Annotated in this window: 15 protein-coding genes and 1 CRISPR repeat array (1 of these 16 running past the window's edge); of the genes, 13 read left to right on the forward strand and 2 right to left on the reverse strand. The window is 45.1% G+C overall.

Annotated features, from left to right (window positions below):
* Positions 1-804 (forward strand): indole-3-glycerol phosphate synthase TrpC, encoded by an 804-nt coding sequence (gene trpC / locus H5647_RS09425; protein WP_045858060.1) that lies wholly within the window; start codon positions 1-3, stop codon positions 802-804.
* 79 nt (positions 805-883) lie between these two features.
* On the opposite strand, the gene crp is transcribed toward trpC, so the two are convergent.
* On the reverse strand, positions 884-1,519 hold the full coding sequence (gene crp, locus H5647_RS09430; RefSeq protein ID WP_045861260.1) for a cAMP-activated global transcriptional regulator CRP: 636 nt from the start codon (positions 1,517-1,519) through the stop codon (positions 884-886).
* 357 nt (positions 1,520-1,876) lie between these two features.
* On the opposite strand from crp, the gene H5647_RS09435 reads away from it, so the two are divergent.
* From H5647_RS09435 to H5647_RS09445, 3 genes are all read left to right on the forward strand, one after another.
* Positions 1,877-2,299, forward strand: a complete 423-nt coding sequence (locus tag H5647_RS09435; RefSeq protein WP_045858062.1) for an OsmC family protein — start codon at positions 1,877-1,879, stop codon at positions 2,297-2,299.
* A 67-nt stretch (positions 2,300-2,366) separates the two neighbouring features.
* Positions 2,367-3,299: a hypothetical protein gene (locus tag H5647_RS09440; protein ID WP_052691973.1), complete on the forward strand. Its 933-nt coding sequence runs from the start codon at positions 2,367-2,369 to the stop codon at positions 3,297-3,299.
* A 170-nt stretch (positions 3,300-3,469) separates the two neighbouring features.
* Complete coding sequence (locus tag H5647_RS09445; RefSeq protein ID WP_162926349.1) at positions 3,470-4,447, forward strand: hypothetical protein; 978 nt, start codon at positions 3,470-3,472, stop codon at positions 4,445-4,447.
* A 47-nt stretch (positions 4,448-4,494) separates the two neighbouring features.
* On the opposite strand, the gene coq7 is transcribed toward H5647_RS09445, so the two are convergent.
* The gene (gene coq7 / locus H5647_RS09450; protein ID WP_045858064.1) at positions 4,495-5,142 is read right to left on the reverse strand and encodes a 2-polyprenyl-3-methyl-6-methoxy-1,4-benzoquinone monooxygenase; all 648 of its coding nucleotides are present in this window, start codon (positions 5,140-5,142) and stop codon (positions 4,495-4,497) included.
* 145 nt (positions 5,143-5,287) lie between these two features.
* Here coq7 and H5647_RS09455 point away from each other — a divergent pair, with 145 nt between their 5' ends.
* From H5647_RS09455 to cas6f, 9 genes are all read left to right on the forward strand, one after another.
* Positions 5,288-6,763, forward strand: coding sequence for an AAA family ATPase (locus tag H5647_RS09455; protein ID WP_045858066.1), 1,476 nt, complete (start codon positions 5,288-5,290; stop codon positions 6,761-6,763).
* A gap of 95 nt (positions 6,764-6,858) precedes the next feature.
* Positions 6,859-7,689, forward strand: a complete 831-nt coding sequence (locus H5647_RS09460; protein ID WP_456243503.1) for a mechanosensitive ion channel family protein — start codon at positions 6,859-6,861, stop codon at positions 7,687-7,689.
* Between the two features lie 184 nt (positions 7,690-7,873).
* Entirely contained in the window at positions 7,874-8,833 is a 960-nt protein-coding gene (locus tag H5647_RS09465; RefSeq protein WP_045858068.1) for a helix-turn-helix transcriptional regulator, read from the forward strand.
* Positions 8,834-8,939: 106 nt separating this feature from the next.
* On the forward strand, positions 8,940-9,908 hold the full coding sequence (gene cas1f, locus H5647_RS09470) for a type I-F CRISPR-associated endonuclease Cas1f (protein WP_045858069.1): 969 nt from the start codon (positions 8,940-8,942) through the stop codon (positions 9,906-9,908).
* Positions 9,908-13,267 (forward strand): type I-F CRISPR-associated helicase Cas3f, encoded by a 3,360-nt coding sequence (cas3f, locus tag H5647_RS09475; protein ID WP_236075050.1) that lies wholly within the window; start codon positions 9,908-9,910, stop codon positions 13,265-13,267. The genes cas1f and cas3f overlap by 1 nt, the downstream gene beginning before the upstream one ends.
* On the forward strand, positions 13,264-14,811 hold the full coding sequence (csy1, locus tag H5647_RS09480; RefSeq protein WP_045858073.1) for a type I-F CRISPR-associated protein Csy1: 1,548 nt from the start codon (positions 13,264-13,266) through the stop codon (positions 14,809-14,811). Before cas3f ends, csy1 begins: the two co-directional genes overlap by 4 nt.
* Positions 14,808-16,004: a type I-F CRISPR-associated protein Csy2 gene (gene csy2 / locus H5647_RS09485; RefSeq protein WP_045858075.1), complete on the forward strand. Its 1,197-nt coding sequence runs from the start codon at positions 14,808-14,810 to the stop codon at positions 16,002-16,004. The genes csy1 and csy2 overlap by 4 nt, the downstream gene beginning before the upstream one ends.
* Positions 16,005-16,029: 25 nt before the next feature.
* Positions 16,030-16,995 carry a type I-F CRISPR-associated protein Csy3 gene (csy3, locus tag H5647_RS09490; protein ID WP_045858077.1) on the forward strand — a complete coding sequence of 322 codons (966 nt, stop codon included), beginning with the start codon at positions 16,030-16,032 and terminating at the stop codon, positions 16,993-16,995.
* A gap of 2 nt (positions 16,996-16,997) precedes the next feature.
* A complete protein-coding gene (gene cas6f / locus H5647_RS09495) occupies positions 16,998-17,549 on the forward strand; it encodes a type I-F CRISPR-associated endoribonuclease Cas6/Csy4 (protein ID WP_045858079.1) in 552 nt (183 codons plus the stop codon).
* A 289-nt stretch (positions 17,550-17,838) separates the two neighbouring features.
* A CRISPR array of direct repeats spans positions 17,839-18,978; the repeat unit is 28 nt; unit sequence GTTCACTGCCGAACAGGCAGCTTAGAAA (it continues 3,209 nt past the right edge of the window).

Raw genomic sequence — 18,978 nt, forward strand, 5'->3', positions numbered from 1 at the left:
GTGTCTGAAACTCCAACAATTCTAAAAAAAATAATCGCAAGAAAGCACGAAGAAGTTGCTGAGCGAAAACAGCAGGTGTCTGAGCAACAGCTTCGAGATTTGGCGGCGGCGCAATCTTCTGCGCGCGGCTTTGTTGCGGCGATGGAAGCTAAATTAGCGTCTGGTCGTTCGGCTGTAATTGCAGAAATCAAAAAAGCATCGCCGAGCAAAGGGGTGATCCGGGAGCACTTTGTTCCCGCTGAGATTGCAAAAAGTTATGCGCGAGGTGGAGCGGCGTGCTTATCTGTTTTAACTGACGTTGATTATTTTCAAGGGGCTGATGAGTATTTGCGGCAGGCAAGAGCGGCTGTTGACCTGCCTGTAATACGAAAAGATTTTATTGTTGACCCCTATCAAGTGATAGAAGCGCGTGCAATAGGTGCTGATTGTGTATTGCTCATTGTGTCGGCCCTGGATCGCCAGCAATTGCATGACTTAAATACGTTGGCTCATGAGATGGGGTTAGATGTGTTGATAGAAGTTCATGGGTTGGCTGAACTGGAATTGGCGTTAGAGCTACCAAACAAACTCGTGGGCATTAATAACCGCAACCTACATTCATTTGACGTTACACTTGATACAACGTTTCAGTTGTTGGATAAAATCCCTAACGATAAAATCGTGGTCACCGAAAGTGGCATTTTGGCGCAAAATGATGTTCTTGCGATGCGCGAGCGTAGAGTCAATGCGTTTTTGGTAGGGGAGTCGTTTATGCGCGCCCCAGAACCAGGCGAAAAACTACAGGAGCTGTTTGGTACGGCATAAGGTTGTAGCCGATACTAGAATAAAAAAATGGGCGCCTTTAGTGGGCGCCCATTACGTTTTGTCTGGTGTTGGGTGTGCGTTAACGTGTTCCGAATACCACCATAGTTTTGCCTTTGACGGAGACCAAACCTTGGTCTTCTAGCGTTTTCAGTACGCGCCCCACCATTTCGCGTGAACAGCCTACAATGCGACCAATTTCCTGACGTGTAATCTTTATTTGCATGCCGTCTGGGTGGGTCATTGCGTCGGGCTCTTTGCATAAATCTAGCAGTGTACGCGCTACGCGGCCTGTCACATCTAAAAAGGCCAAATCTCCAACTTTGCGGGTGGTATTACGCAAGCGGCGGGCCATTTGCGTACCAAGAGCAAAAAGAAACTCTGGGTGTTCTTCAGAAATTTCCTGAAATTTAGTGTAAGAGACTTCTGCTATTTCGCATTCTGTTTTGGCCCTAACCCATGCGCTGCGATTGTCTTGCGCGTCGAATAGGCCCATTTCGCCAAAAAAATCGCCATCATTTAAATAGGCGACAATCATTTCTCGGCCTTCTTCGTCTTCAATGAGAACCGTTACGGACCCTTTGATGATGTAGTAGAGCGAATCGCTTTTATCACCCGCATAAATGAGCGTGCTTTTCGCGGGGTAGCGGCGACGATGGCAGTGAGCCAAAAAGTCGTCCACATTATTTATGTGCGGTGTTAGTGATACAGCAACCAAGTTAGTATCCTCGAGTCTTCGAACAAAATTGAGCGCGACGGCTAAACACAAGTTTAGCGCGTTTTATTATTATTGAAATTCAATTTGCGGCGCGCATCCTCAATGAGTATAACCCGAGAGTTGCTATAAACTGAATAGCCTGTAGCTGTTCATGTCAGTGTTTAATCACAAAAACTGAATTGTTTTCAAAAACCATACTGTGTCACAGTATTTGGGGGTGAAATATTTTAGCGCATAAGCAAAGGCCTTTTATGGTAATCTTTGCGCGTTTTTTTAAGCCAAGCGATATTTGGCGTCGCAATAATTAATTCTATTCGATTTTCGAATTACGTAATCAAATGAAAGTAGGTTCGCGTTATGCAAGCAACAGTAAAATGGGTGGATGGCGCCCAATTTCTTGGGGAGTCTGGTAGTGGTCACAGTGTCGTTATGGACGGGCCTCCAGATCATGGTGGCCGAGATACCGGTGTACGCCCAATGGAGATGTTATTACTCGGGTTAGGGGGCTGCGCGTCATTTGATGTGATGAGTATTCTCAAGAAAACACGGCAAAAAGTTTCGGGCTGTAAAACTGAAATAGAAGCAACGCGCGCCGATGCCGTGCCTGCCGTTTTTACCCATATTCACTTAAAATTTATTGTGGAAGGTGCCGGTTTGAAAGACGCTCAGGTTAAGCGAGCGGTAGAGCTTTCGGCAGAAAAATATTGTTCTGCCTCTATAATGTTAGAAGCTGCAGGCGTCGAAATGAGTCATAGCTATGAAATAGTCGACTTGAGCTAGCTGTGTGATTGTTATGCATGTATAGCGTTCTATTCGCTTTTTTTAACGCTAGCAAAAGGAGAGAAATGTGTTCGAGCGGGTAGGGAGAGCTCTATTGGCCCGCAGGCCGGTTGGGCGCGTTTTTCTCTGTGTATTATTCATGCTTTTGGCGGTATTGTCGTTTGCACAGGCAGAGCCAACGGTTGAACGGGTTACGCCGTTAACTATTAGTTTCCCTTATATTAAAAGTGACCCCGTCTACGAAGAGCGTTCTATTTATATTCAGGCGCTTCTTAAGCTCATATTAGACAGCACGGGTATCCCGTTTATATTGTCACCGGCCGATGAGCGCACTGTACCGTCGAGCCGTACGGCCATGTTTATGAATCAAGGCCACTTTAACGTGGCAGCATTGCACACAAATCCCGATCGAGAGCGGCTCATGCGGCCTATTCGAATCCCTATTTTTAGGGGGTTGGGTGGCTGGCGGTTACTCTTTGTGCGCCAAGCCGATGTTGATCTGTTTGAAGGCGTAGCCAGTTTGGCTCAACTCAAGCAATTAATGGCAGGCCAAGGGCACGATTGGCCCGATACCCCAATACTAACCGACAGTGGTTTTAAACTGCGCACATCGGTGAATAGAGATAGCCTCTACGAAATGCTACGTTTAGAGCGTATCGACTTTTTTCCGCGCGGTGCCTATGAAATCTGGCACGAAGAAGGCCTTTCGCAAACGGTTGATCTTGTCATCGACCGTCATCTTGCGCTGCGCTACCCCACGGCCACCTATCTGTATGTGGCTAAGCAAGATGAGGCGTTGGCCACCCTATTGGAAGAGGGTTTCGAAACTATTATTGCAGATGGCTCTTTTAACCGTTTGTTTATGTCCTATTTAGGTGAGGCAATTTTTAAGGCGCAGCTAGACCAGCGGACAATCTTCGAGATACCCAACCCAAGCCTTACAGCCGAAACACCGCTGCAGCGTAAAGCCTTATGGTTCCACGTTGAAGAGTTGAAATAGGCAGCGTGCACAAAGTGCGTGAAATCCCACAATCATTGCCTATCCTTATATAGCGCCTATATTGGGTAGGCGTATGCCTTGGGCGAAACTCTATGATGATAGAGGTTGGTGTGCAGGAAACAGCACACATAACAGCACACATAACAGGGCAGGCTAGAGAGTGACGTAAAGTGGTTCACAACACAGGAGCGTTAATTGTGCGTCTATTGATGGTGCTTTGTTGGGGAGGGCTGCTGTTCTCCTCCGTGTTAAACGCAGAAGAGCGCATTGCGCCCATCATTGCACCCATATCCGAAGCTGCGGAAGAGACGCCACTGGTGGTGAGGTATTCTTACAATACGTCCGACCCGGTTTATCTTCGTCGGGCTATCTATGTTGGTCGTCTACTGGATATGGTTCTAAGTAAGTCCGGCTCACCCTACGTGTTAGAAATATCTGAAGTCAAAACGACGCCCTCCGTAAGGACCGCCGAGGAGCTGAGCCGGGGGTATTATGATGTGTCTGCAGTGCACACGAACACGAAGCTCGAGCAAGAATTACGGCCTATTCGATACCCTATATTTCGGGGCCTCACGGGTTGGCGAATAATGTTTATTCGCCAAGAAAGTCGTCGTCAATTTGCCGCACTTCAAACGGCGGAGCAGCTAAAACTCTTAACTGCAGGCCAAGGGCATAACTGGCCCGACAACTCGATATTACTGCACAATGGTTACAGTTTGCGTACCGGCGTCAATCGCAATAGTTTATATAAACTATTGACCTACAATCGGATCGATTATTTTCCGAGAGGGGTTTATCAAATATGGAACGAACAAGAGTTACTCGCACCTGAGGGTGTAGTCATTGATACCAATGTGCTATTGCGCTACCCAACGGCTACGTACTTTTTTGTGCCTATAGAACATGAAAATATGGCAAGGGTGCTGGAGAAGGGTTTTGAGGTTGCTTTAGAAGATGGCTCGTTTCACGCGTTTTTTAGAGAGGAAATGGGGCTATTCATTTTCAAGGGGCAGCTGGGTAAAAGGGTTGTCTTCGACATGGATAACCCCAACCTACCGCCTGAAACGCCCCTAAAAAGAAAAGAACTTTGGTTCGATTTAGAGGAGCTAAAACAGGCTGATTGGGCAACCCCAAAGGCAATGAAATAACGCTGCGCCTAGAGGAAAAAATACGTGGACAGCTACGGGCCTAATGGTTAAATTTTGTAGCTCGTTTCGGTCATGGCTTTCGATATTAACGACATGACACCCTTGATAGGCCCCGGAAAACGCACGCCACCGGCATCAAGGGCGGTATGTGCGTGTTTTGCTTCATCCACCAGCATTTGCTCGACAATAGCACGCGAGGCTACATCGTTCTCCGGCAGTTCCTCTAGGTGTTTTTCTAAATGCTTACACACCTGATTTTCTGTGGCGGCAACAAAGCCGAGGCTCACCTTATCGCTAATAAGGCCTGCGGTTGCACCAATACCAAATGACAACCCGTACCATAAGGGGTTGAGTAGGCTTGTATGGCTCCCCAAACTATCGATACGTTCCTCACACCACGCCAAATGATCAATCTCTTCGTCTGCCGCCAACTCCATCTCTTTACGCACGGCCGGTAGTTTTGCCGTAAGTGCTTGCCCCTGATACAACGCTTGTGCGCATACCTCGCCCGCATGATTTACGCGCATAAGCCCTGCGGCATGTCGCCGTTCGGTATCGGATAGCGGCTCTGGCTGCGCTACCTCCGGTTTAGGCGTATCGCGCGTGAGAGTTTGTGTGCCCGGAGTAAGCGTGCGCAACGCACGGTCGGCCCCGCAAATAAAGGAGTCCAGCATTGAGAGATGACGATCGGCCATAAAACCACCTGCAAATTAGTAAAACTGAGGAGCGATTCCCTTAACATAGAGCCGCCACTAATGAAGTTTAACCCCAAGCGGCGCTACAATGCTCGTTAAAAAATGGGTTCGCTAAAAGAACGCTTAAAGCGACTAAAGGGAGATTATGAATAATAACGATTTAAGGCTCATACTCAATACCAATGTTTCACTGCTCGTGGTCGAAACATGGGATGAGTCAAGAACGCTCGAACTTTTACAAGACCTGTTTCGCACAGAAAGTGTACCCGCATGGAGTTGGAGCTGCACAAGCGGTTTAGCCCCACTAGGTTTTGGGCTAGAGCTAGCCAACCCAGAGCAATACGCCGACCCCGAAGTAGCGCTCAACTTCATAAAACAATACGGAAAGCGCGGCGCCTTTGTACTGTGCGATATGCACCCCTATCTCGACGCCCCCAAAATTATACGGCAGCTTAAAGATATTGCGCTCTCACACGGCCAACATAAACACAAAGTCGTATTGGTGAGCCATCGCTTAGAACTCCCGGCAGAACTAAGCCGCTATGGCGCCTCGGTATCAATCTCGATGCCAACCGAAGACGAAATTCTTGCCATAGTGCGTGAACAAGCACGGCAATGGTCGGATAAAAACCACAGAAGCAAAATTAAAACCGACAACGAAACCTTACAAAAACTGGTCAATAACTTAAAAGGCTTACCGCATCAAGATGTACGTAGGCTAGCCTACGGCGCCATCGCCGATGATGGCGCCATAACCGAAGACGATTTGCCCGAAGTCACAAAAGCAAAATTCGCCTTAATGAATATGGAAGGCATACTGCACTTCGAATACAGCACGGCGCACTTGCGTGATGTGGCAGGCTTATACAGCCTTAAACAATGGCTAGAGGATAGACGAAAAGCCATGACCACCGACGACACAGCACTAGACCCACCCAAAGGGGTACTATTATTCGGTGTGCAAGGTGGCGGAAAAAGTTTGGCTGCGAAATCGATAGCGGGCGTGTGGGGCTTACCGCTATTGCGTTTGGACATGGCGGCATTATTCAATAAATACATTGGCGAAACCGAACGAAACCTGCGCGAAGCATTAAAACTGGCCGACCTCATGTCGCCCTGCGTGCTATGGCTAGATGAAATAGAAAAAGGAATGGCGCAAGGCAATGACGACGGCGGCACACCCAAACGATTGCTGGGAACATTACTCACCTGGATGGCCGAACGAAAAAGCCGTGTTTTTATGGTGGCTACCAGTAACGACATCAGCCAGCTTCCGCCAGAACTGATGCGTAAAGGTCGGTTCGACGAAATATTTTTTGTAGACCTGCCAGACAACCAAACGCGTTACACCATCTTTTCTATTCACCTGAAAAAACGCGACCTCGATCCCTCACGCTATAATCTAGATGCGCTTGCGCAAATGTCTGAAGGCTACACTGGAGCAGAAATAGAGCAAGCGGTCGTGTCTGCCACCTATGCGGCCGCAGCAAGAAACGAAAAAGTATCCAACCAACTCTTACAAGATGCCATTCAAAAAACCCAACCTCTATCCGTGGTAATGGCAGAGAAAATGTCCGAACTAAAGGCGTGGGCGAAAGAACGTGCCGTACCGGCCAATTAATCAAAAATAAAACAACAAATTTAACCCCTTTAACACTAACCGGCTATGATTGTAAGAAATTGTAGCGGCTCAAAATAAAAGCAAGGAGAATATTCGTGGATATAGAAGAAATGGTTGCCGGTGTTACCGAAGTAGCAGTTACCTGGCTGCAAGAAAATGCCTTATCGCTGGTGTTGGCGTTGGCCATATTTATTATAGGCCGTTGGGTGGCTAGCATTCTAGCCAATGTTGTGCACGCGATACTCACGCGGTCGAAAGTTGACGACATTCTTGTCGACTTCCTCTCTGGAATAGCCAAATCAATTTTAGTGCTATTCGTTATCATTGCCGCGCTAGGGCAACTTGGTATCGACACAACCTCGCTAATCGCGCTACTGGGTGCTGCAGGCTTAGCCGTCGGTTTAGCGCTAAAAGATTCGTTACAGAACTTTGCGTCCGGCGTAATGTTAATCTTGTTTAGGCCGTTTAAATCGGGCGATTTCGTTGACGCCGGTGGCGTAACGGGAATTGTAGAGCGCATTACCGTATTCTCTACCACTATGCGAACGGGCGACAACAAAGAAGTGATAGTGCCCAACGGATTAATATACGGCGGCACCATCACCAACTTCTCCGCGCGCGAAACCCGAAGAGTCGACATGGTATTTGGTATAGGCTACGACGCCGATTTATTAAAAGCCAAAAACATACTCATTGAAATGCTCGAAAAAGATGAACGCGTATTAGCAGACCCAGCACCCGTAGTTGCCGTTAGCGAACTGGCCGACAGCGCCGTAAATTTCGTGGTGCGCCCATGGGTGAAATCTGCCGATTACTGGGGCGTATACTGGGATATGCACGAAAACGTTAAGTTACGTTTCGATAGCGAAAATATATCCATACCGTACCCACAAATGGACGTACACCTAAACAAACTAAACGATTAAAAAAAAATAATTAGAAAAAATTAGAAAACAAAGGGAAGCGTAAACGCGCTTCCCTTTTTAGTGTCGCCCCCTTTTACAGCGCAATAACACCCCTTCCTTCCCCGCTTGATCTCCCTCATGTAATCCCATTGGTGTGCCTACAACAACTGTGGTCTAATCGTAGAGTGAATAAAAGGAGAGGAACATGGACAAGTTCGATCGTTTTCAATATTTACATCGTCTGTTTATCTCCCGTAAACGGCCCATCCCAATTAAACGTATCGCAGAAAAACTGGAGTGTAGCGAACACAATGCAAAACGGCTAATACACCAACTAAGGGATTATTGGGCAGCCCCCCTTATGTACTGCAGCCAATCAAAAGGGTGGTATTACGCTATAAAAACCGGTGAAAAATTCGAACTCCCCGGTTTATGGCTTACCGCAGACGAACTCCAAGGGCTAACGGCATTACTTCACCTGTTACATGGGCTCAACCAAGGCCTCGTCAGCAGCGAACTTACAATAATCGAAAACAGCATTACCCAACTACTACAAGCACGCGGTATTAGCGCCGCAGCCTTCACCCAACATATACGTTACCTCCCTATCGCCAAGCGTGATATTAACCACACAAGTTTTAACGCTGTTGCCGAAGCGCTCATACAACGCAAACAGCTCAACATACAGTATCGCGATTACCGCAATCAGAAAACCACACGCACCATAAGCCCCCAAACATTAGTGTACTACCGCGAAAATTGGCACCTAGATGCTTGGTGCCACACGCGCAACGCACTGCGAACATTTTCAATATCACGAATAGAACGCTTCGAAAAACAACAGATAAAAGCCGAAACCCTACCGCAAGAACAGCTTTCCTCCCACTTCGCGAGCAGTTACGGTATTTTTGCCGGCACCGCCAAACACACCGCAAAATTACGTTTTTACCCCGAAGTAGCCAGAGAGATTGCAAGCCAGCAATGGCACCCCAAACAGCATGGAGAATGGCAAGGCGGCTGTTACTTACTCAGTATTCCCTACAATCACGACACCGAATTAATAATGGAACTGTTGAAATACGGCGGTAATGTAGAAGTGCTGGCGCCACCTATTTTACGGCAACACGTGAAGGAAAAATTGAAGGCCGCTTTGGCGTGGTATTAGTTGTATATAAATACAGGTCACGTTTTGACGTACTGGTGGCGTTACAGTGTGTCTATCGAAAGGCAACCGACTTAAATCGTACCTCAGAACTGAATGAGACACCGTAATGGATGATTTTTCACCGTCAGACCTAAAAGCCATATTGCACTCAAAGCGCGCCAACCTGTATTACTTGGAGCATTGCCGAGTAATGCAAAAAGACGGCCGCGTACTTTATTTAAAAGAAGCCAAAACGGAAAATCAGTATTGGAACATTCCCATTGCTAACACCACCGCGATAATGTTGGGTACTGGCACCTCAATAACACAGGCCGCAGTACGAATGCTCTCACAGGCCGGTGTGTTATTAGGGTTTTGTGGCGGCGGGGGTACACCGTTGTATATGGGGTGTGAAATAGAATGGATGACCGCGCAAAGTGAATATCGCCCTACACAATACCTACAAGGCTGGGTAAGTTTTTGGTTTGACGATATCAAACGCGTAGCGGCAGCAAAACACATGCAGCAAGCCAGAATTGATTACCTGTTAAAGGTATGGGCAAAAGACAGAGATTTAAAAGCAGAAGGCCTACAAATAGATGACCACGAAGTGCAAGGGGCGCTAGATGTTTTTAAAGTAAGAACAGAACGGGCAACACATTCCGGCGAACTCTTACTCACAGAAGCGCAACTCACCAAAACCCTCTACAAATACGTGGCCAATAAAACCGATTTTGGCGAATTTAGCCGTGAGCGAGACGGAACAGACAAAGCCAACGCCTTCCTAAACCACGGCAACTACCTCGCCTACGGGTTGGCCGCCACAACCCTATGGGTGCTGGGCATCCCTCACGGCTTCGCTGTAATGCACGGTAAAACGCGAAGGGGTGCGTTAGTGTTCGATGTGGCCGATCTAATAAAAGACGCCATCGTACTGCCTTGGGCTTTTGTGTGCGCAAAAGAGAACGCAACAGAACAAGAGTTTCGCCAGCAATGCCTTCAATCGTTCACCAATCATAAAGCCTTGGATTTTATGTTTAACCAAGTAAAAGCTATAGCCTTGAGAGGAACCGAAGAAGAGGCCCTATCACCATGATGGTTACCTTCGTTTCCCAGTGTGAAAAGAAAGCCCTCAGCAAAACGCGAAGAGTGTTAGACGCCTTCGCTAACCGCATAGGCGACAACACATGGCAAACCGTAATAACCGAAGATGGCCTACTAACGGTTAAAAAAATGCTGCGCAAAACCGCCAGTAAAAATACCGCCGTGAGCTGTCACTGGATACGTTCGCGGTCTAGGAGCCATTTTTTATGGGTGGTGGGGAATAGAAGGAAGTTTGATGGCGAGGGAAGGGTGCCGGTGAATAGTACAGAGGCAACAACAGGGCAGTATAAAGATAACTTCAATTGGAAAAATCAAAAAATATTAACTCATGCTGCCACTATTGCAGGGCTATTTCATGACTTTGGAAAGGCGAACAAGCTCTTTCAAGATAAGATAAATCCTGTCATAAATACAGAGAGTTTCGAACCGTACCGTCATGAATGGGTGTCCTTGCGCCTGTTTCAAGCATTTGTGGGTGGGCGTACAGATGAGCAATGGCTCGAGGCTTTAGCAAATGGAAATTTTGATTTTGTAAATGATTGCTTTAAAGATGGATTAGACGACCGCGCAAAAGGTGTTAAGCCGATACTCTGCCTTCCAAGCTTTGCGCAATTGGTTGCATGGATAATTGTTTCTCACCACCGCTTGCCGCTGGTACCCAAGTGGCGTGATGACATTACTGGCAACCCAGCACCAATAGAAAAAGCTGATGCGTGGTTGGAGCATAGCTTTGAAGCAATGTGGAATTCATATCGATGTAATGATAAAGACCAGTTGCATCGATTGAATGATAACTGGTCTTTTAAAGAAGGCGCATTGCCTTACCACAGTTTTAAATGGGTTTCCCATGCTGGAATTTTGGCCTCAGAAGCAAAGAAAGAATTGATCAATTTATTTGCTGCCGACATTGATGCTTGGGACTTTATCAGCGACCAGCTTTTTACAAGCCATTTAGCACGGCTGTCCATGATGCTGGCAGATCATTATTGGTCTAATGATAAGCATGAAAATAAGGATGATTGGAGAAGTCAAAATTATCTGGTTTATGCAAATACGCATAAGAAAACACGGCACTTAAAGCAGCAATTGGATGAGCACCTCATCGGGGTGGCACACCATGCCAATAGAATTACTAAATCTTTGTCAAAGCTAAATAGTAGTCTCCCTTCACTAAACCCTAACGACTTCCTATCGGATCCAGTTGCAAAAAAGGATGAACAAAAATATGGCTGGCAGGATCAGGCTATAAAACTGGTCAGCAAGTTTGGTAAAGAACCACTGGCTCATGGGTTTTTTGGTATCAACATGGCTTCAACGGGTAAAGGTAAAACAATAGCAAATGCCAAAATAATGTATGCCTTAGGAGAGCAGCTTGGGCGTACCCGATTCAGTGTTGCGCTGGGGTTACGGTCGCTTACATTACAAACAGGCAGAGAGTTTCGAGGCAGTTTATCGTTGAGTAATGAAGATTTAGCAATCGCCGTTGGTGGCGTATCCGTTAAACAATTATTCGAAAATAGTTTTAATGTTAGTCAAGAAAACGTCGAAGTTGAGCAATCGGGTAGCGAGTCTTCTCAAGAGGTATTGGATGAAGATCTCTATATTGACTATAGAGGTGACTTAGAACACAGCCTAAGCGAATGGACAAAGTACGATAGAAATCAACGCATTGACAAACTGCTCTGCGCTCCGGTACTGGTTAGTACAATTGATCATTTGATTCCGGCTACAGAGGGTACAAGTGGAGGCAAACAAATTGCCCCAATGCTGCGTTTGCTTACTTCTGATTTGGTATTGGATGAGCCAGATGATTTTGGGCTTAGTGACTTGCCTGCTCTGTGCCGTTTAGTTCACTGGGCGGGAATGCTAGGCAGTAAAGTCTTGCTCTCGACCGCAACCATGCCGCCTGCATTAGCCTATGCATTGTACGAGTCTTACAGAGCGGGTTGGTCTCAATATGCAAAGGCAAACCTTGACAATTGGGACCAAAATATTTGCTGCGCTTGGTTCGATGAATTTACAACATCAGATTACCAAAACCGATTTGTAAATGATTTGGTGGCGTACAAGAAGCTACACCAGAAGTTTGTAAATAAAAGAATTAAAAATATAAAAAAAGAAGAAATAAAACATCCACCAAAGCGTATTGGCGACATCATTCCTGTTCGGAAATGCTCAGAGAAAAGCCATATCGAGAATTTGGCGGATACCGTTTTCCAATCGATCAGTGAACTTCATAATCATCATCATGCATATAAAGATGACAAAACAGTTTCTATCGGGTTAGTTCGTATGGCGAATATCAACCCGCTGGTGGCAGTTGCTCAATCGCTAATGAAAATAGATGCACCGGAAAATACACGCATTCATTACTGTGTTTATCATAGTCGCTATCCGCTCGCGATACGTTCTTATATGGAGAACAAGCTGGATACAATCCTCAACCGAAAGTATCAATCAGCCCTTTGGACTAGCGAAGCTGGAATTGGCGATATGCTTTCCAGATTTCCAGAACGAAACCATATTTTTGTTGTTCTAGCTTCGCCAGTTGCCGAAGTGGGTAGGGATCATGACTACGATTGGGCGGTTGTTGAGCCAAGCTCAATGCGTTCGATTATTCAATTGGCTGGCCGAGTGCTCCGCCATCGGGAGCTTGGTGAATCCATCGAAATCTCAAACATTCATTTGCTGAACGAAAACTTTAAGGCACTCAAAGGTAAAGATATTTGTTTTGATCGCCCAGGTTTTGAGTCAACAGAACTAAAGTTAGCTTCACATGATTTAAGATCAAGGCTTGAAGCAGAACAGTATAACCCAATCAATGCCATTCCAAGAATCCAGGAGTTGGAAATTGGCAGAAAAACTATTATTAGAGATTTAAAATTAATTGAACTGGAGTATGTGGCGCTGGCATTACAACTTTTTACCGGTAAAAATAAAGCAAAAGTATGGTGGGAAAATACGCCCTATTGGTGCGGGGAGGTTCAGCGGCAACAACGCTTTCGCGATTCAAAAAAGGACGATGCTTACTATCTGATTGTTGAAAACGAGTATCAACCCCCTCAGTGGCACTGGCTCAATGAAGCCGTTTATCCAGCAAAAATGACAACGGAGAAAAACATCAATATTGAGCCAATAGCAACCCTGGATACAGGTGAACGAATTGATTTTTGGTTTGATCTTGATGTTAGTGGTATTTATTCAAATCTAGCGAATGACTTCGCTATAGATCTTGATGAAGTCAGTCGTCGTTTCGGAGAGTTGCGTGTAACAGAATACGGTAATGGCGATTATCAGGAGTATCGCTATCACAATAATTTAGGATTATTTCAGGAGATAGATGAAGAATGAGCGAAGAAAATACAATGCATCAAGAAATCAGGTCTTTTATTTTGAATCGAAAGATAAAAAAGAAAGAAAACCTGCTAACAACTAAATTATTGAAGGAAAAAGACGGTGGCTTAAACAAAATTTTGATATCTATCATTGAAGGCACTAATAACTACCCAAAAGACAAGCTGAAAGAGATTGTTGATAGAAAAAGACCCAAGGATACAACGCCACATGACTTTCAGTTGCAAAAATATCAAGATTTATCTGGATTAGTCAAAAATAGCTCGATTAGTATTGATGAACAACTTGAAGTGTATGAAGAGCAAAGGCAAAAGGTAGAAGATGCCCATGTGTTTGCAACTTGGCTGGATGAGAACTGCCAATATGCAGAATTCGCGTCTGTTGCAACCCACGTTACAAAGCTGACTCACTCGTCAAATAAAGGAACTTCTTTTTATGACAATACGACGGAGAGTGATAACAAGTATTTAACCACCTCTATCCTTAAACAGCGTGTCGCAGATGGGACTTATGAGAATGCTCTGTACTCCCCAGTAGTTGCACTTTTATTGGTTGAAAGTAATGGGCGTTATTTTTATGAAGACGTTATTCAGTCCAATTATGAAGGTTTGGAAGGGTTTGAAAACAGCGCAGAGCAACTAAGTGCATGGAAGCAGCAGCTGAAGAAATCCATAGATAAGCCAAGCAAGAGTTCAGACTCACTGTCAAAACAAATTTATTTTCCAGTCGTAGATAATCCCCAAAAGACTGAAGACTGGCACCTAGTTTCGGTATTAGCTTCTTCATCGTTAGCTCAAGATGTTTTTAGTAGAACTGGATCAAAGGACTTTAACGATAAAAATCGTAGTTTAAAAACTAAATACCGAAACAAATCTTTGTTCAGTGAAGAAGAAATCGTGAATTTTCCTAAAAAAGCGACACTTATGGTGACGCAAAGCTCGCATCAAAATACGTCCATATTGAATGGCAAGCGCAGCGGGCGATTATTCCTGTTGCCTTCTACACCTCCTACATGGACAAGCCAAATAAAACCACCACTTCACCATAAATCGTGGTTTGACCGAGGAGTGCCATTCAACAGCATAAAGGAAGATATAGAGCATCTTAAAAACTTTATTTTGCGCTTTGACAAAACGGGGCAAAGCACCCGAGACCCCAAAAAACAACGCTGGTTAATAAAGTGGGGGCGTGGCGTGCTTTCAACAGCCATGCTCTACGCTGAAACCATTCAAAACTTGCCTGCTGGATGGTCAAGCGCCCCTGTCTCTGAAATAAAGCTCAAGTCTGAGCAGCAATACTTTCTTGACCCCTACAGAATGGATGGCGATTTTCAAACAACGAAAGACGCTGCTAATTGGCAAAGCGTCGTTGCCAGTGATTTTGCTCAATGGCTCAATAAAAAAATACAAGGCAAGGATAAGAAATTTACACCTCAAGCAGAACATACAAGGCTATGGCAAGCGTTGATGCTGGAGGAGCTAAGAGAGCACACTAAAATGGTTAAAGTCGTTATCGCTGCGAACAAGGAGGAACAGGCATGAGCCAATACATACTTATCAATCGAATTCATGTTCAAAACGCAAACGCAGTAGCAGGGTTTACATGGGGTTTTCCCGCAATTACACACTTTATGGGTTTTGCACATGCGCTTTCGCTCAAAATTCAAAAATCCGATTTTAACGAATACTCAATTTCAGGGTGTGGCGTAGTTTGCCACGAACATATCACGCATACCTACGGTGATTACGAGGCGTTATTTTCACAAACCAAAAACCCCGGTGCGATGCATTTTGAAAAAAATAAGGCAGGGAAGAATCCTTCGATAATAGAAGAGGGGAAAATGAAGATAACGGTGTCACTGCTTATTCATTTGGATGGATTCTTAGGGGGACAGGCTGACAACTTTACCGAATGGCTGAAAAAACAGTGCTTGTTACAGCGGTTAGCAGGTGGAACTATTTTGGATGTAGAGTCTATCCAGATTTTTGACCTTGAGGATAAATCTAAATTTTACTTGCTCAAACGCAAGTTATTACCTGGCTTTGCTTTAATGGATAGATCAAGTCTTTTGGGGGAACATTACGAAGGAGAGCTTTCAAAAAACTCAGAAACTGAGTTGTTGGATGCGTGGCTAGACTTTTCTGCTCTAAAACAAAGAGCGCGGCCTAAATCTAATCTCATTACTAAACACCTCAAAGCGCAAATTAAGCGCGGGGAACTTAATCCACAGGTATTACGGGCTTGGGAAGCCCATTTAGAAAGTATTCCCTATGAAGGAAATATTCCTCAGTCTGTAGTCGAGTATTTTCAAACCCTTGATCAAAGCGAAACAGGCAAAGACAAAGACGTACAGGGACAGTGGCAACATTATTGTCAGCCAACTGACAAAAGCCCTGCTGACTGGGAGTACCTTCCTAAAGCTAGTTCAGGGTATTTGGTTCCAATAATGACGGGCTATAAAGCCATATCTGAGGTGTATGAACAAAATTCTGAAAAGAGTTTGCAAATACTGGGCGCACGAGATAACGAAACCCCGGTTTGTTTTGTTGAAGCCGTGCATTCAATTGGTCAGTGGCTCGGCGTAAATCGATTCAAAAGCAAAGAAGATATTGCTAGCTGTCTTTGGCAATACGACTACAAAAAGAATTGGTATTTATGTCGCCAACCGGATGCAACAGAGCAAGGCGGTGACGACGAAGACACCATACTGACTGAAATTTTAGATTTGAGCTAACCTACCATTAACAAAGGAAATGATTATGACTATTAAATTACCCTCAATGCTCGCGTTTGAACGTAAACTTGAACCTTCGGATGCCTTGATGATGTCAGGCAGTTGGAATGATATAGCGTCGACAAATGACTCGGATTCATGGCAACCAATAACCCCAAAATCACGAACCCTCAGAGGTACCAAAAGCCAGTTTGCAAAAGACAAACGGGAAGAAGCTAACATTTCAGAAGGGGATGATGCGTATTTGCCGCTCGACAAAGACACACTTAAGGTTGGTTTCACATTACGTATTATTGGTAACGTAGGCGAACCTTTTGGCTGTAATGAGCCAGATTTTGAAAAGAAAATAAAAGCAAAAGTGGCTGAGCATAAAGCCGAAGGGTTAAAAGAGTTAGCCTATCGTTATGCTCATAATATAGCCAGCGGACGATTCTTGTGGAGAAACCGTGTATGCGCTGAAGATATTAGCATTCAAGTACAGATAAACGACAGCGATGCCTTACCTTTTAAGGCGGGTGAATTTGATTTGAATGATTTTGATGAGCAGCGCGATCACGATAACTTAAAACAATTGGCTGATGCCATATACACTGGTTTGAATGGCACAAATGATTTTGTGCTTCTCAGCGTAGAGGCTTATGTTTTATTGGGTAAAGGACAACATGTATTTCCTTCGCAAGAAATGAATATGAACGAAAAGAAAAAAGTACTATTTACACTTGATAGTTGTGCTGCGTTACACAGCGTAAAAGTGGGTAATGCTATACGTACTATTGACGACTGGTATGAGAATGCAGAGTTCCCCATTGCAATTGAGCCATTTGGCTCAGTTACCCAGAGAGGGCAGGCGTACAGGACAAAATCAAATACACACCTATACGACTTGATGCTTGCTTGGGTCAACGACAAAGACATATCAACAGAGCAAAAAAACTTTGTACTCGCCAACCTGATTCGAGGTGGTGTTTTTGGTGGTAAAGCAGAGGGCTGAAAATGAATCATTATGTGGATGTTAAGCTATTCCCAGATGCAGAAATTCCCTCATCGGTATTAATGAATGCTATCTATACTAAATTCCATAAAGCGCTCTGCGATCTTGGTGCCAGAGCAATCGGTGTAAGCTTCCCAAAGTTCAACGTTACGCTCTGTAATTTGTTGCGTTTACACGGTAGCGAGGCTGATCTTTCTGCCTTGTTACAACAAAACTGGCTAGGCGGGATGAGCAGCTATTGCACACTTTCTGAAATTCAGGAAGTGCCCGTAAACACCAAACACCGAGCCGTTTCTCGCAGGCAATCCAACATGAGCGAAGCCAAACTTAAACGTTTAATTAAGCGGGGCTCTATTACCGAGGTAGAAGCCAAAGCCTATCGTGCAAAAATGTTTAGTAACGGGTTAGATAACCCCTATATTGAATTGACGAGTGCATCCAATGGGCACAAACACCGTCGGTATATTGAATTTGGTGAGTTGTTGGATTCGCCAGTAGAGGGTGAGTTCGATCAGTTTGGCCTATCCAAAACCGCTACAGTCCCTTGGTTTTAAGCTGCCACTCAAACCCCGTCAATCTCGGTGGGGTTGGCCCTTTTAATAACATGCACGTTAACCGCTCTTATGCGCTTTGCTCATAGTGCATAAAAACGGTTATATAGGCTTTATTTTGTACATCATCAATGTTGAGTTGTTGCTAGAGAGTCGGTTAAACCAATTAAAATAGCCATTTAAAAAAACACTTAAAAATCATATAGTTACAGAAAGGCCAAAAAGCATAGGTAAAAACACCAAAATGCTCCTAAGTCTTTGTTGTAGCTATTTTTTTATGTCGTATACTCTAGTTCACTGCCGAACAGGCAGCTTAGAAATACAACTTCGCCCGCTCCTGCACCTTCGCCTTGTTCACTGCCGAACAGGCAGCTTAGAAATATAGTTTTTGGTGATTATCAGTTTTTAGTGTGTTCACTGCCGAACAGGCAGCTTAGAAAAGTGAAACCAGCGAGCCATTCGCTCAAAACCAGTTCACTGCCGAACAGGCAGCTTAGAAAACTGGGGCAACCTAACAGGCATCGTGTTTCGCGTTCACTGCCGAACAGGCAGCTTAGAAATCAAGTGGACTGCTTATCTTTGGTTGGTCACAGTTCACTGCCGAACAGGCAGCTTAGAAACTGTTATTAGATTACCTGTGCTATCCCAAAACGTTCACTGCCGAACAGGCAGCTTAGAAATGTAGAGAAATCCCTTCTCAAACGATGGGATAGTTCACTGCCGAACAGGCAGCTTAGAAAGAGGTGTAAAAGTACAGCGTAGTGATGTAACTGTTCACTGCCGAACAGGCAGCTTAGAAAATCTGAATAGTTCATTGTACGCAATAACGACCGTTCACTGCCGAACAGGCAGCTTAGAAATCCTGATACTCTGCCAACGCTCTTCTATCGCCGTTCACTGCCGAACAGGCAGCTTAGAAATACGCTATGGGGCGAGGTTCGCGCCGTTGATGGTTCACTGCCGAACAGGCAGCTTAGAAAGCTATGATGCGGTTACCGTCTGACATCGCCCAGTTCACTGCCGAACAGGCAGCTTAGAAAAGCCAACGTCCCTGTAACACGTTAAAAATAAATGTTCACTGCCGAACAGGCAGCTTAGAAATGCGTGCGAATTTGCCCATTAAACGTGTAACGGTTCACTGCCGAACAGGCAGCTTAGAAAAATTAATACATTCATATCTACTCACCTTTAGTGTTCACTGCCGAACAGGCAGCTTAGAAAACCCCGCCCCCTGCATCACTGCGCAATTTCCTGTTCACTGCCGAACAGGCAGCTTAGAAATAGCCCAGTTGCTTGGCGGTGCTGGGTTTTACGTTCACTGCCGAACAGGCAGCTTAGAAAGGTGGGGCGACAACTGGGGCGACAAAGTTGAAGTTCACTGCCGAACAGGCAGCTTAGAAACATAAACTAGCGTTTGATCGTTACGAGTAAT

It is taken from the genome of Teredinibacter purpureus, from assembly GCF_014217335.1.
GTDB classification, from domain to species: domain Bacteria; phylum Pseudomonadota; class Gammaproteobacteria; order Pseudomonadales; family Cellvibrionaceae; genus Teredinibacter; species Teredinibacter purpureus.